Origin of the sequence: Salmonella sp. NW1250, from assembly GCF_051812965.1 — a bacterium.
Lineage (GTDB): Bacteria > Pseudomonadota > Gammaproteobacteria > Enterobacterales > Enterobacteriaceae > Salmonella > Salmonella enterica.
Map to the genome: position 1 here is coordinate 59,334 of NZ_JAMNDD010000018.1, position 15,383 is coordinate 74,716.

Annotated in this window: 12 protein-coding genes; 10 read left to right on the forward strand and 2 right to left on the reverse strand. The window is 53.6% G+C overall.

The features are described 5' to 3' along the window. Window positions 1-140: 140 nt before the first annotated feature. From yidA to NBA72_RS22600, 4 genes are all read left to right on the forward strand, one after another. On the forward strand, window positions 141-953 hold the full coding sequence (gene yidA, locus NBA72_RS22585; protein ID WP_000985571.1) for a sugar-phosphatase: 813 nt from the start codon (window positions 141-143) through the stop codon (window positions 951-953). Between the two features lie 201 nt (window positions 954-1,154). Then, window positions 1,155-2,177, forward strand: a complete 1,023-nt coding sequence (locus tag NBA72_RS22590) for a hypothetical protein (RefSeq protein WP_000747398.1) — start codon at window positions 1,155-1,157, stop codon at window positions 2,175-2,177. Beyond that, the gene (locus NBA72_RS22595) at window positions 2,174-3,313 is read left to right on the forward strand and encodes a BamA/TamA family outer membrane protein (RefSeq protein WP_042949715.1); all 1,140 of its coding nucleotides are present in this window, start codon (window positions 2,174-2,176) and stop codon (window positions 3,311-3,313) included. Before NBA72_RS22590 ends, NBA72_RS22595 begins: the two co-directional genes overlap by 4 nt. Then, a complete protein-coding gene (locus NBA72_RS22600; RefSeq protein ID WP_023138227.1) occupies window positions 3,310-4,437 on the forward strand; it encodes a DUF4056 domain-containing protein in 1,128 nt (375 codons plus the stop codon). Before NBA72_RS22595 ends, NBA72_RS22600 begins: the two co-directional genes overlap by 4 nt. Before the next feature lie 104 nt (window positions 4,438-4,541). Here the strand turns inward: NBA72_RS22600 and torS are convergent, their stop codons facing one another. Next, a complete protein-coding gene (torS, locus tag NBA72_RS22605; RefSeq protein WP_042949714.1) occupies window positions 4,542-7,277 on the reverse strand; it encodes a TMAO reductase system sensor histidine kinase/response regulator TorS in 2,736 nt (911 codons plus the stop codon). 79 nt (window positions 7,278-7,356) lie between these two features. On the opposite strand from torS, the gene torT reads away from it, so the two are divergent. Continuing rightward, complete coding sequence (gene torT, locus NBA72_RS22610; protein ID WP_001202038.1) at window positions 7,357-8,397, forward strand: TMAO reductase system periplasmic protein TorT; 1,041 nt, start codon at window positions 7,357-7,359, stop codon at window positions 8,395-8,397. Here torT and torR read toward each other — a convergent pair. Then, window positions 8,370-9,062, reverse strand: coding sequence for a two-component system response regulator TorR (gene torR / locus NBA72_RS22615; RefSeq protein WP_001562512.1), 693 nt, complete (start codon window positions 9,060-9,062; stop codon window positions 8,370-8,372). The genes torT and torR overlap by 28 nt on opposite strands. A gap of 129 nt (window positions 9,063-9,191) precedes the next feature. Here torR and torC point away from each other — a divergent pair, with 129 nt between their 5' ends. The 5 genes from torC to NBA72_RS22640 all read left to right on the forward strand — a co-directional run. Beyond that, window positions 9,192-10,376, forward strand: coding sequence for a pentaheme c-type cytochrome TorC (torC, locus tag NBA72_RS22620; RefSeq protein ID WP_001230254.1), 1,185 nt, complete (start codon window positions 9,192-9,194; stop codon window positions 10,374-10,376). Further along, window positions 10,366-12,918, forward strand: coding sequence for a trimethylamine-N-oxide reductase TorA (gene torA / locus NBA72_RS22625; protein WP_023208228.1), 2,553 nt, complete (start codon window positions 10,366-10,368; stop codon window positions 12,916-12,918). The genes torC and torA overlap by 11 nt, the downstream gene beginning before the upstream one ends. Then, entirely contained in the window at window positions 12,911-13,543 is a 633-nt protein-coding gene (gene torD, locus NBA72_RS22630; protein WP_000595415.1) for a molecular chaperone TorD, read from the forward strand. The genes torA and torD overlap by 8 nt, the downstream gene beginning before the upstream one ends. Before the next feature lie 189 nt (window positions 13,544-13,732). Next, a complete protein-coding gene (locus NBA72_RS22635) occupies window positions 13,733-15,133 on the forward strand; it encodes a cytochrome-c peroxidase (protein WP_000724469.1) in 1,401 nt (466 codons plus the stop codon). A gap of 5 nt (window positions 15,134-15,138) precedes the next feature. Then, on the forward strand, window positions 15,139-15,383 hold a 245-nt coding region (locus NBA72_RS22640; RefSeq protein ID WP_277914891.1), incomplete at its 3' end, for an ATP-binding cassette domain-containing protein.

Consider the following 15,383-nt stretch of genomic DNA (forward strand, 5'->3'; position numbering starts at 1 on the left):
GACCGTTAAACTCCTCATCATGTCGGACAAAAGAGGAATCCTTTTTCCAGAGTTTATCCCCCTTTATCCCTGACTCTTTTGCTGTTTTTTGAGCGGAATCGCGTTAGCATGAGTCAGGACTCATTTAATGCGGGGATTTCATGGCTATTAAACTCATTGCTATCGACATGGATGGCACCCTTCTGCTGCCCGATCACACCATTTCTCCGGCGGTTAAAAACGCGATTGCCGCTGCGCGTGAAAAAGGGGTAAATGTGGTGCTGACCACAGGCCGTCCGTATGCGGGTGTGCACAGTTACCTGAAAGAACTTCACATGGAACAGCCCGGTGATTATTGCATCACCTATAACGGGGCGCTGGTGCAGAAGGCAGGGGACGGCAGTACGGTTGCGCAAACGGCGCTCAGCTATGATGACTACCGTTACCTGGAAAAACTGTCCCGTGAGGTGGGTTCTCACTTCCACGCATTAGACCGAAATACGCTTTATACCGCTAACCGCGATATCAGCTACTACACGGTGCATGAGTCGTATGTAGCGACCATTCCGCTGGTATTTTGTGAAGCGGAGAAGATGGACCCGAACACCCAGTTCCTGAAAGTTATGATGATCGATGAGCCTGCCGTTCTCGACCGGGCGATTGCGCGTATACCGGCAGAGGTGAAGGAAAAGTACACCGTGCTGAAAAGTGCGCCGTACTTCCTTGAAATCCTCGATAAACGGGTTAATAAAGGCACCGGCGTAAAATCACTGGCCGAGGCGCTGGGTATTAAGCCAGAGGAGGTGATGGCGATTGGCGATCAGGAAAACGACATTGCGATGATCGAATACGCCGGTATGGGCGTGGCAATGGACAACGCCATTCCGTCGGTCAAAGAGGTGGCTAACTTTGTGACTAAATCGAACCTTGAAGATGGTGTTGCCTGGGCGATTGAACAACATGTTCTGTCCTGATTCACTCCGGCCCGATCGCCGTCGGGCCGATAGTTCCACTCATGAAGCTAATGTGTTGCAACAAAGACGTTGTAGAAAATAGTTTTTTATTTCAAAAGATTAATTCGCACAGAAATCCCGCCCACCAGGCGACGATTACTATATTCTCCCTCCTCCTTTCGATCCGGCGGCGCTTCTCGCCAGAATAAACGCTTCATCATTATGAAAAAACGCTCCCTTTTGCTGTTGGCGCTGCCCGCTATGGCTTTTTCTACCTGGGCGGCTACCAGCCCCCCGGCGAACCTGTCGCCTGTTTATAGCTATCAGGATGACGTCCCATCTGCTGCCACACCGCCAGTCGCGACAACGCCGGTGGCAAAGCCTGCCAGTACATCAGTGTTGCCTTTTCTGGGTGATGAAGCCCGAAAGCGTGGCTATGAGCTTCCCGAGCCATTTGGTCTCAATATTAACTACATGAATATTGGGCAGAATATTAACGTTGATAGCATCAACTTTAATGGCCTGGCTTTAGGTCCCAACGGGGGAATTCCATTAGATAACGCATTTAAAATTAACGTCGGTCATACCCGTGAAAAGAGCAAGACCGAAACGGTCAAGCTGGATGCCTGGCTGCTGCCATTTATGAATGTGTACGGCCTGGTGGGCTATACCGATGGTCATTCCATTTCGCAAATTGGTGTTGGGTTGATGACGAAAAATGGCCACGTTTTTCATCCCGCCGATCTGCAAAACCTCAAGTTTAAACTCGACTTTAAAGGCACTACCTATGGCATCGGCACCACGCTGGTCGGCGGCGTAGGTAACTGGTTTACCGCTGTTGATGCTAACTACACCCAGACACAGTTCGATATCCTTGATGGCAGCATCGATGCCTTTACCGTCTCACCTCGCGTTGGTTACCGTTTTACCACCCCGGGTATAGATAAGATGCATCTGCCGTCGGGCAAGCTAAACGTCTGGGTCGGCAGCATGTATCAGGATGTGCAGCAGGAGTTTAAAGGCAGCCTCGACGACCTGACCATGCCGTCAGCGACGCTACAAAGGCTGGTGAGTATGGCTAACTATAACAATAACGGCCGCTTTGACGTCAAACAGCATCTACAATCACCGTGGAACATGCTGCTGGGCGCTCAGTATGAAATAACCCGCCATTTCAACGTTACCACCGAGTTTGGCTTTGCCGAGCGCAATAGCTTCTTTGTGGCCGGTGAGTACCGCTTTTGAACCGCTGCCATTGCCGACTGTTGCTTTGCGTCGCCGGTGTGCTGTCCGGCGTGGCGCAGGCGGCGCTGCCCAGCCGCAGTCAGGTGGACGGCTGGCTACAACAAATGGGGGATAGCGATACTTACGATGCCGCCAAAGGCGTCAACTGGGGAGTAATGCCCGGGCCATTTTATACCCCTGAACTGGGGCTGGGCATCGGCACCGCTATCGTCGGTATGTATCGCCCCGATCCTGCCGATAAGGTTAGCCAGGTATCCACGCTGTCGCTGAGCGGCTATTTCAGCGCCACAGGCGCTTTTGGCGTAACCCTGCAAAATTACGCTTTTTTCGCGCAAGATCGCTGGCGTTTCTTCCTCACTGGCGCATTGAGCGACACGCCCACTTACTATTGGGGACAGGGTTTTGCCGCCGGTGATAAAGACAGCCATAAGCAGGCCTATACTGCGCAGGTGCTGGATCTGCAACCCATGCTGTATCGTCGGCTGGTCAACAATATCTATCTTGGCGTTGGCTGGACGCTGGATATACAGCACGCCGCGCAAATTGATGAGACCGATCCGCCCAAAATTCAAAGTACAGCGCAGGGCTGTTCTTCACTGAGTAACGGCGGTAGCGTTGAGATTAGCTGGGATGATCGTGATTTTATACCTAACCCACGCAAAGGGCAGTATGCCACCCTTCGCTATACCCACTTCGCACCGGACGTCGGTAGCGATACGCGGTTTGATGAATACCAACTGCACTATAGTCGTTACCATGCCGTCAATGATAAAGACGTGCTGGCCTGGGAAACGGACGGCGCCTTTACTCAGGGTGATGTGCCGTGGAATATGCTGCCGCTGCTGGGCAGTAACCATCGTATGCGCGGCTATTATGAAGGGCGCTATCGCGATAAAAATGCTATCAGCGGTCAGCTGGAATATCGCCATAAGCTGAGCTGGCGGCATGGCGTTGTCGGTTGGGTGGGCGCGGGCACCATGGGATCGTCTTTGCACCATCTGGATGACGGGCGATGGCTGCCTTCTGCGGGCGTGGGCTATCGCTTTGAGTTCAAGCCGCGCGTCAACGTGCGGCTGGATTACGGCGTGGGCAAAGCTAGCAGCGGTTTTTATTTTCAGGTAGGAGAAGCATTTTGAGGTCCGTCGTTCGGGTTATCTTTCTGGCGCTGCTGTTTCTGGCGGGGAGCGCCCGCGCCGCCTTACCACTGACGCTCTATCTGTCCTCTCTCCCAATGCCAGTTGCCAGTGAAGCCTGGCCGACGATGCCGCCGCAGCCACTGCCAAAGGGGTTGCGTCCGTGTTGCGCTTTTGGTTACGACCTGCATGCCGAGCTGCTGGGACTGCCGGTTCCGTTTTATCAGTTAAATAACGTCGTGACGGTAGACTCGCTGGGGCATCATCAGTACAACGACCATCTGTACTCGGGCGTGGCAAACCTGATCGGCCTTAGCGGTGAGAATAACGGTATTGTGTATACCTTGCGTGGCGGATTCATCGACACCGCACATGTGCGGGATACCGCTGATATGACAGTGTATATCTTCAGCCAACTACTACCAAAGCTGGGGCAGGCTTTTACGCTGAATCTGGGCGAGGAGCTGGCCGAACGGCGTCTGGTTTTTACTGCTTTTACCCCTCCGGTCGATGCACGCGAGCGTTACACGCTGGCCGCCTGGCTGTCGGCGCATCTGGCGTTCCAGGTGGCGGAGTGGCACGAAATCGCCCAATGGTACGGTTTCGAGTCTGTTCGCGGATTTTCTGAGGGAGTATCGGCCTTTTCGCCGGAAGATCTCTATTCTAACCTCGCGGGTGCCCGTCTGGCGGCGTCTTTAATTGTCGGCGGCCAGACGAAAACGCAAGAGATGTACAACACGGCGATGGAAACTGCGCTGCGGCAAGCGCTGACGCAGCTGGCAGCGCAGCCGGCGCAGATCACCCGTTTTCAGTTTGATATGCTTGATGGCCGTTGGTGGAACAGCCAGCGGCGGGTACCGGAAAAATATCTGGTGCTGCATCGTAATTATCAGATGGGCGATGACCGCCTGCCGACCGCCATTCCTGGCGAGATAATGCCGCTATTGCCGCTGAGCTTGCCCCATCGCTGGCGCGGTATCCAGCTTAGCACGCTGGCGCAACTACAATTGTGGCCCAGCGAGGATATGGCGCAGCTACCGCCTCCCGCGCACTATTACAGCGAAAAAGATTTTGCCGCCCTGGCGGAGCAGGCACGGCTACAGGACGAAAAAACACAGAATCATTAAACAGGCAGTAGCCGTAGGCTAGTTCCCTCTTATACCCTCGGCGTACTGTTTTATGTCCTGATAACTGGTGATGTGAAACGCGTCGTTTGGCGAGCCGGAAGCTATTATGGCGAAGGATGATCGGCTATCCATGCGTCGAGCGCCGTCACTCCCTGCGTCACGATAGTTTTAATATCTATATCGCTAAGCGGTTGCAATTCCAGCTCCCGACAGGCTTCGGTTGCCTGCGTCATCCCCAGGCTGGCGCAGCCGCTTTTTAATTTATGCGCCAGCCGCTTAATGTTAACGTCGTCATTCATGGCGCGCGCCGCCTCGATCTCCTCGACTAAAGGCAGCGCGCTGTCTTTGAATAACGCGACCCATTGCCGGAGTTTTTCCGGGCCGACAGACGCCATATCGCCGGCAAGCTGATGTTCATTCAGCATCGCCCGCGCGTTGTGAGATTTGCCCTGTAAATAGTGCGCTATCATGCGGTAAAGCTCCTCGCGGGGAACGGGCTTTTGAATAATCCCGCAAAAAAGACCGGCGGTACGCTGACGAAGATTATCGTCTATCACATGCGCGCTAAAACCAATGCGTTTCATGGCGGGATACAGGCTCATCAACTGCTGCGCCAGGGTTAAGCCGTCATAATCCGGTAAATCAAAATCCACCAGCGCCACATCAAAGGACTCGCCTTCAGCTAAACAGCGTAGCGCGTCATTCGCGCTTTCAGCTACTGAGACCTTCACCCCTTTACCCGTGAGCATTTCAGCGGAAATACGCTGCGTCAGCATATTATCTTCAATCAGCAACAGGCGTAGTCCGTTAAGATTTATCGGTTCCCTGAACGCATTTTTGCTTGCGGGTTTGGGGTGGCGAACCGGCAGTTGTAAGCGAAAACAACTGCCAACATGAAGCGTACTGGTGACGGTTAGCGTCCCGCCCATCGCTTCTGCCAGGCTGGCGCTGATAGCCAGCCCCAGGCCCGTCCCGCCCCGGCGTCCTGTCGCCTGCACAAACGGTTTGAAAATAGCCGTCAGCTTCGCTTCAGGGATACCGCACCCGGTATCTTCAACCTCAATAAACCAGCTCTGATCGTCGCAAAACGTGCGCAGCACTATGCTGCCGCGATCGGTAAATTTCGCCGCATTACTTAAAAGATTAATCACAATTTGACGTATCCGGCGCGGATCGCCTTGTAGCGTGGAGGGGAGTTGCTCGCTAAAGTCGGCGATGAGCGCCACCTGCACGCGGCTGTGCATTAAATGCAGCGCGCTATTCAACAATTGTCGCGGTTCAAACGGCTCCTCGCTAATAGAAACGTTGGTGCCGCCTACTTCAATCGCCGAGTAATCAAGAATATCGTTAAGAATCGCCAGTAGCGATTCGCCTGAATCATTAATGGCCTGTAAGTCGTCGCGGTAGTTTGCCATGAGCGGTTTATCGGCCAGCAATTGTACCGTACCGAGAATGCCGTAAAGCGGCGTGCGAATTTCATGGCTCATGGCGGCAAGGAACGTCGATTTCGCCTCGTTGGCCTTTTCCGCTTCGGCGCGCGCCTGCCGGTGTTCCAGCACCAGCGCATGAAGCTCCGCCGTTTGCGATCGCACCTGTTCCGCCAAATCCTCACGATGGCGGTTCAATTTGCGCACGTTGGCGCGAAACGCTTCCATCAGACGGCTGATGGTATCCAGTTCGCTGACGCCAGCCGCCTCCGGAAACGGCGAGTCAATATCGCCCTCCAGTAGCCGCTGTAAGGCCTGCGTTTGTTGCGCCAGCGGGCGGGATACGGAACGGTAAACCACTCGCCAAAGAATAAAACTTAATGAGCACAGCGCCAGGATGCCTAAGATCACTAACCCTATTTGCCCACGCTGACTGGCGTGTGTAAGACGCGCTAACCCAGCCTCGTTTCGTTTTTCGATGGCGTTCACCAACTGCGACACTTCCGTACTGAAGCGGGTAAACTGGAAGAGGTTATTGGCCATGAGCGTTTGAAGCTGGTCGCGGATGGCGTTTTCCTTACGAAACAGGGTAACCAGTGTGGTGTACTGATTTATTTTCTCCAGCGCGTCGGCGATTTGGGCGCGAACGGTAGGATCTTCTATACGCTGCTGGCGGCGGGATAAAATTTTAACCAACTGATTAAGTTTTTCATCGGTGTCCTCGGCATCGCTCAGCCCTTGCGCGTCTTTTAAGGTCACAATGAGCTGCTTAAACCGCAGGGCATTGACCCGCAGTTCATTCATCTGATTCACATACTCAAGGTCGATATCAATCAGTCGGTCAAGCGCGCGTTCAGCCTGGTCCCCTTTACCGCTTTCGATAAGATCGTAAATACCGGCCTGGGTGGCGCCCGCAGATGTCGCTGCATTATTGGCCTGACCGTGAGCCTGGGCGGCAATGCTTTCCGCCGCCTCCGCAATCTGGCGGCTTAACTGCTGTTGCTGTGCGCGCAGCGTGAGAATTTCACCGACCAGCGTTCCCTGTTGCCCAAGCGTTTGCGCAATCTCTTTTTCTTGCCGGGCGATGGCCGAGGTATTAAATCCCTGCTCGCTTAATGCCTGCAAAAGATGGTTAATTTTAAGGCTTTGCGCTTTCAGCATCTTCCCCTGCGCCAGCCAAACGCCCTCACTGTCGGCATTGGTCAGATTTTGCGCAGAAAAGAGCTCGTAAGCGCTGGCTTCGCTTAACTGCCTGGCCATATTCATCGTGGGGAGCAGCGCTTGCGTATTGGTTTGCTCCACCTGACTAATGACGCGCAGGCTTATCCAGCCGATCACGGTGCTGAGCAGGGTGAGTGCCGCCATCAGGGCGAAGGCCAGCCATAATCTGCGGGTCAGTGAAGGCGTTGACATTTATGCGCCGCGGGTGAAATGGGTTGAGTTGCCGCCGGAAAAACCATTAGGATAAAACCTTGTTGCTGGTGGGGCTATCATGCGCGCGCTTATTTCGTTCTTTTTTTTGATAATCATCGTCTCGAATGTAGAAACGGCGTCAGCCGAAACCGGGCTGTTACACTGGACGCGCGCCGATCGGGCGATTCCCTGGCGGCAAACGTCAGTCAATGCGAGTAAACCCTGGAAACTGTGCGCATTATACCCCAGCCTGAAAGATTCTTACTGGTTGTCCGTCAACTACGGGATGCAAAAAGCGGCCAAATTGTATGGCGTTGATTTAAAAGTGCTGGAAGCGAATGGCTATCGGCAACTGGCGACGCAACAACAGCAAATGATGCAATGCCGGGAGTGGGGCGCCGACGCTATTCTGCTTGGCAGCAGTACCGATCGTTTCCCGGAACTGGAACGGTATGCCGGTAATGTGCCGGTTATTGAACTGGTGAACATGATTCACGATGCCAGCGTCGCAACCCGCGTTGGTCTGCCGTGGTTTCAGATGGGGTATCTGCCGGGACGTTTCCTGGTGCAGTGGAGCAAAGGAAAAGCGCTTAACGTTTTACTCTTCCCGGGGCCGGAAGAAGCCGGCGGCAGTCAGGAGATGGTGGCGGGTTTTCGTCAGGCAATTAAAGGCAGCGCCATCAACATTGTGGATATCGCCTGGGGCGATAACGACATTGAAGTGCAGCGAAACTTACTCCAGGAAATGCTGGAACGCCATCCGGACGCCAATGTGGTCGCCGGGTCGGCGATAGCGGCGGAGGCGGCGATGGGCGAAGGGCGAAATTTGACGACTCCGCTCACGATCGTCTCATTTTATCTGACGCATCAGGTTTATCGCGGTTTAAAACGCGGCCATATCTTGATGGCGCTCAGCGATCAGATGGCCTGGCAGGGAGAATTAGCGATAACGCAGTCGATTAAGGTCTTACAGGGGCAACCGGTGCCTGAAAATATCAGCCCGCCGGTGCTTATTTTGACGCATAACAACGCTGACAGCGCGCGCGTTCGCCGTTCGCTATCGCCTCCGGGATTTCGGCCCGTCTATCTGTATCAATACACCTCCGAGGCTAAAAAGTAACCTTCGCCATGCTGTGTGACCAGCAGTTCCGGCGTAATTTTATGGCGTAAGCGGCGAACCAGGACATCAATTGTGCGGAGATCCGGAGTCTCTACGCGGCGGGCGGAAAGCATTCGCAGCAGGCGTTCACGATGCAGCACTTTGCCTGGGTTGGTCACAAAGGCCAGCAGTAGCTCGTACTCCGCGCGCGTAAGCTTAATGGCTTCACCATTGTGCTCCAGCGTGTGATTCATCACGTTCAGGCAGTAACCGGAAAACATATAGCAGTTTTCACTGGCATTTTGCGGCGTGGGGCGGGCCAGATCGATGCGCCACAAAAGATTTTTCACCCGTACTACCAGCTCGCGCAGTTCCAGCGGCTTGGTGACGTAGTCGTCCGCGCCCATCTCCAGTCCGACGATGCGGTCTATTTGGTCGCAACGCCCCGTCACCAGAATAATGCCCACCGTGGAACGTTCGCGTAGCGCCCTGGTCAGCATCAACCCGTTTTCATCGGGGAGGTTGATATCCAGCAGGATCAGCGAAACGTGCTCATGCTCCATGATGTCGCGCAGGCCCGCGCCGCTGTCGGTCACCGAAACGCGATATCCCTCCTGCTCAAAATAGGCCTGTAATCTGGCCTGAGTAACAGGTTCATCCTCAACAATAACAATGTGATGTGACATCCTGCGCGCGGTCTCTTTCTGTTCATATCTGTTCATATATTGCCGTATCCCGTTCATCCTGACCAGTGACGCTGTTCATATTTGCGGAATAAGATCTGCGCATTAAACCATATAATTACAGGGGCTATTATGCGAAAACTCTGGAGAGCGCTACTCAGGCCAAGCGCCCGTTGGTCGATACTGGCGCTGGTCATTGTCGGGATTGTGATCGGTGTTGCGCTGATCGTGTTACCTCACGTCGGTATCAAACTGACCAGTACGACAGAGTTTTGCGTCAGCTGCCATAGTATGCAGCCGGTGTATCAGGAATATAAACAGTCCGTACATTTCCAGAATGCTTCCGGCGTACGCGCGGAATGCCACGATTGCCATATCCCCCCTGATATTCCAGGCATGGTGAAACGTAAGCTGGAAGCCAGCAACGATCTTTACCAGACATTTATCGCCCACTCGATTGATACCCCAGAAAAATTTGAAGCCAAACGCGCCGAGCTTGCCGAGCGTGAATGGGCGCGCATGAAAGAGAATAACTCCGCGACCTGTCGTTCCTGCCATAACTACGATGCGATGGATCACGCGAAACAGAACCCGGAAGCGGCGCGGCAAATGAAAATCGCCGCGAAAGAAAATCAATCCTGCATCGACTGCCATAAAGGGATTGCCCACCAGCTACCGGATATGAGCAGCGGTTTCCGCAAACAGTTTGATGAACTGCGCGCCAGCGCCAGTACGCATAATGACGGCGATACGCTCTATTCGCTGGATATCAAGCCGATTTACGCCGCTAAAGGCGATAAAGAACCGGCAGGTTCGCTGTTACCTGCTTCTGAAGTGAAAGTCCTTAAACGGGACGGTGACTGGCTGCAAGTGCAAATCGAAGGCTGGACGGAGACGGACGGTCGCCAGCGCGTGCTGACGCAGTTGCCCGGTAAACGTATTTTTGTCGCCTCGATTCGCGGCGATGTGCAACAGCATGTGAAAACGCTGGAAGAGACCACCGTCGCGGCGACCAATACTCAGTGGAGCAAATTACAGGCAACCGCGTGGATGCAAAAAGGCGACATGGTAAATGACATTAAACCGATTTGGGCCTATGCCGACTCCCTCTATAACGGCACCTGTAATCAGTGTCACGGCGCGCCGGACAAAGCGCACTTTGACGCTAACGGCTGGATCGGCACGCTCAACGGCATGATCGGTTTCACCAGTCTGGATAAGCGTGAAGAACGTACCTTGTTGAAATATCTCCAGATGAATGCGTCTGATACCACCAACACGCCGCACAGCGATAAGGGAGAACACAATGAAAAATAAGGACTCGTTACACGTCTCTCGTCGACGTTTTCTGGCGCAGCTTGGCGGTTTGACGGTGGCAGGAATGCTGGGGCCGTCACTGCTGACGCCCCGTAGCGCCCGCGCAGCGGATGCCGTTGCGCCAGGCGCCGCGACGAAAGAGGGTATCCTTACCGGCTCTCACTGGGGGGCGATTCGCGCCACGGTGGTTGACGGTCGATTTGTGGCGGCAAAACCGTTTGAACAGGATAAATACCCGTCCAAAATGATCGCCGGCCTGCCCGATCACGTCCACAACGCGGCGCGTATTCGCTATCCGATGGTGCGCGTCGACTGGATGCGCAAAGGTCATCAAAGCGACACCTCGCAGCGCGGCGATAATCGTTTTGTGCGCGTCTCCTGGGATGAAGCGCTGGATCTGTTCTATCAGGAACTGGAGCGGGTGCAAAAAACCTACGGGCCGAGCGCGCTACTGACGGCGAGCGGCTGGCAATCTACCGGCATGTTCCATAACGCCTCCGGGATGCTGGCGCGCGCGATTGCGCTACATGGCAATAGCGTTAGCACGGGAGGGGACTATTCGACCGGCGCGGCGCAGGTGATTCTGCCGCGCGTGGTGGGTTCAATGGAAGTGTACGAGCAGCAAACGTCATGGCCTCTGGTTTTACAGAACAGTAAAACGATTGTGCTATGGGGTTCTGATATGGTGAAAAACCAGCAGGCAAACTGGTGGTGCCCGGATCACGATGTCTATCAGTACTATGAACAATTAAAAGAGAAGGTTGCCAGCGGCGCTATCTCGGTCATCAGCATCGACCCGGTCGTCACCTCCACGCACGATTATCTGGGGCGCGATAAGGTCAAACATATCGCCATTAACCCGCAGACGGATGTCCCGTTACAACTGGCGCTGGCGCATACGCTGTACAGCGAGAAACTGTACGATAAAAATTTCCTCGATAACTACTGCGTCGGTTTTGACCAGTTCCTCCCCTATTTGCTGGGCGAAAAAGATGGACAGCCCAAAGATGCCGCCTGGGCGGAAAAACTGTGCGGTATTGACGCCGACACCATCCGCGCGTTGGCGCGGCAGATGGCGGGCGACAGAACGCAAATCATCGCTGGCTGGTGCGTACAACGTATGCAGCATGGCGAACAGTGGTCATGGATGGTCGTCGTGCTGGCGGCAATGCTGGGACAGATTGGTTTACCGGGCGGCGGCTTTGGTTTTGGCTGGCACTACAACGGCGCCGGGACGCCTGGTCGTAAAGGGATCATTTTAAGCGGCTTTTCCGGTTCGACGACCGTTCCGCCAGTACACGACAGCACGGATTACAAAGGCTACAGCAGCACCATTCCTATTGCGCGTTTTATGGATGCCATTCTTGAACCGGGCAAGGTCATTAACTGGAACGGCAAATCGGTTAAATTACCGCCGCTGAAGATGTGCGTGTTCGCCGGGACCAACCCGTTCCACCGACACCAACAAATTAACCGCATAATTGAAGGGTGGCGCAAGCTGGAAACGGTCATCGCTATTGATAACCAGTGGACGTCGACCTGCCGCTTTGCGGATATCGTTTTGCCGGCTACCACCCAATTTGAGCGTAACGACCTCGATCAGTTCGGCAATCACTCTAACCGCGGGATTATCGCCATGAAACAGGTGGTGTCGCCGCAGTTTGAAGCGCGTAACGACTTTGATATTTTCCGCGATCTCTGCCGACGCTTTAACCGTGAAGCGGCATTTACGGAAGGCCTTGATGAAATGGGCTGGCTGAAACGCATCTGGCAGGAAGGGAGCCAGCAGGGAAAAGGTCGCGGTATCCACTTACCGACTTTCGAGGTGTTCTGGAATCAACAGGAGTACATCGAGTTTGATCATCCGCAGATGTTTGTGCGCCATCAGGCTTTCCGTGAAGATCCGGACCTGGAGCCGTTGGGCACGCCAAGCGGTTTGATCGAGATTTACTCCAAAACGATCGCCGACATGCAATACGACGATTGTCAGGGCCATCCCATGTGGTTCGAAAAAATCGAACGCTCGCATGGCGGGCCGGGATCGCAGCGCTGGCCGTTGCACTTACAATCCGTCCACCCTGATTTCCGTCTGCATTCCCAACTGTGCGAGTCGGAAACGCTGCGTCAGCAATATGCCGTTGGCGGCAAGGAGCCGGTCTTTATTAACCCACAGGATGCCAGCGCGCGCGGGATCCGCAACGGTGACATCGTGCGGGTATTCAATGCACGCGGGCAGGTACTGGCGGGGGCGGTGGTTTCCGATCGCTATGCGCCTGGCGTGGCGCGAATTCATGAAGGCGCCTGGTACGATCCTGATAAAGGCGGCGACATCAATGCGTTGTGTAAGTACGGCAACCCTAACGTATTAACGCTGGATATCGGTACATCACAGCTCGCGCAGGCGACCAGCGCGCATACGACGCTGGTGGAAATTGAAAAATATACCGGCCCTATTGATAACGTCACGGCGTTTAACGGTCCGGTCGAGATGGTCGCGCAGTGTGAATATGTACCCGCATCGCAGGGGAATCCGCATGATTAAGCAGCCAGCGCTTGCTCAGGAACAGTACGCCTGCGTATATGCATGGCTGGCGTTACTCTTTTTCCGGGAAGTGGATGATGAAGGGTTAATACAATTACAGTCCGCGGAGATCGCGGACTGGCTGGCGCTGTTAAAGCGTCAGCCTGCGCTAGCGGCGTCGGTGGCGTTACTCGAACAAAAAATTGCCGCGCTTAGCCTGCGCCAGGATGCGCAGCTGGAGCTGGCCGCAGATTTTTGCGGATTGTTCCTGATGACGGATAAAAAATCGGCCTTGCCCTACGCCTCGCAATACCCGCAGCAGGAACCCGGCATGATTAAACATTTATTGCTTGAAGCCGGGATGGAAGTCAACGACGATTTTAAAGAGCCGGCCGACCACCTGGCGATTTATCTGGAATTACTCAGCCATTTACATTTTTCATTGGGTGAATCGTTCCAACAACGGAGAATGAATAAATTACGCCAGAAAACATTGTCGTCATTACTGGAATGGCTTCCGGAATTTACAAATAATTGCCTTAAGCATGATCCCTATGGTTTTTATGCTGCGTTAAGTCAATTATTGTTGGCTATCGTTCGTTTTGATGACGGAAAAGAGGATTTATCCATTGTTGCGGCTGAATAAACCTTGTGACGGGCATCGCAAAATAAATCTTACGATAGTCGGAGGTTATCATATCTATAGGTTTAGCCAATTGTAATTATTGATACCAATCAATATCCATGATGGGTTTGTATTTAGTATTGACGGGCCTCATGAGTAAAAAAATAAAATTTAATTAATCATGCCGCAATACCCCATAAGGATAGTGATATGAAAAAAATTACCCTCTATGCGACAACGGTTATCACCGTTGGGCTGTTATGTTATTTAGGCTTGTCCGGGTATGTATGGTATTACGACAAACAGCGCAGTAAAAAAAGCGATGTGCAGGCCTCGGTTGTGGGTGAAAATAATAAAATACTGGGTTATTTCAGGGAGAAAGGATGTGATTATTGTCATACGCCTTCCGCTGAATTACCTTTTTATTCCTCTTTTCCGGTGGCAAAGCAGCTAATGGATTACGATATCCAGCTCGGCTACAAATCGTTTAACCTGGAGGCGGTACGGGCCGCCCTGATTGCGGATACGCCGGTGCCGCAAAGCGAACTGAATAAAATTGAATGGGTTATGCAACATCAGACTATGCCGCCAACCCGCTATGTCGCGCTGCACTGGGCGGGGGGCGTCAGCGATAAAGAGCGTACTGACATCCTGAACTGGATAGCCGATCAGCGTGAGCGCAACTATGCCAGCGCCGATACCGACGCCGCGCACCGGAATGAACCCGTTCAGCCTATTCCGCGCAATATTCCCGTCGATGCGAAAAAAGTCGACTTAGGTTTCCGCCTTTATCATGATGAACGTTTATCCGGCGACAGCACAATATCCTGTGCGCATTGTCACGCGTTAAATGCGGGCGGTGTCGATGGCAGAAAAACCTCAATTGGCGTTGGCGGTGCGGTAGGACCAATAAATGCGCCGACGGTATTCAACTCCGTATTCAATATCGAACAATTTTGGGATGGTCGTGCTGCAACCCTGCAGGAGCAAGCAGGCGGACCACCGTTAAATCCTATTGAAATGGCCTCTAAATCCTGGGATGAAATTATTAGCAAGCTTGATAAAGATCCTGTCCTGAAAAAAGACTTCCAGGCGGTTTATCCGCAAGGATTTACCGGGGAAAATATTACTGATGCGATCGCCGAATTCGAAAAAACGTTGATAACGCCGGATTCCGCCTTTGATAAATGGCTACGTGGAGATGAAAATGCGCTGACCGCGCAACAGAAACACGGTTATCAATTATTTAAAGAAAATAAATGTGCAACCTGTCACGGCGGTATCATTTTAGGCGGGCGCTCTTTTGAACCATTGGGATTAAAGCGAGACTTTAATTTTGGCGAAATTACCGCAGCGGATATTGGTCGTATGAACGTCACCAAAGAGGTTCGCGATAAATTACGGCAAAAAGTCCCGGGCTTACGCAACGTCGCGTTAACGGCGCCTTATTTCCATCGGGGCGACGTACCGACGCTGGATGGCGCGGTAAAACTGATGCTGCGTTATCAGGTTGGCACCGATCTGCCGCAAAACGATATTGACGATATCGTCGCCTTCCTGGAAAGCCTGACCGGTGTTTATACGCCATATCAACCTGAATATGCGCAATGACAATGATGCTTGAAGCCAGAGATCTGTACTGCGAGCGGGACGAGAGGACGCTGTTCAGTGGGCTGTCGTTCACCGTGGAGGCCGGGGAGTGGGTGCAGGTCACCGGCGGCAACGGCGCCGGAAAAACCACCCTGCTGCGCCTGCTGACCGGGCTGGCGCGCCCGGACGGCGGGGAGGTGTACTGGCAGGGCGAGCCCCTGCGCCGCGTGCGCGACAGCTTCCATCGCAGCCTGCTGTGGATAGGGCACCA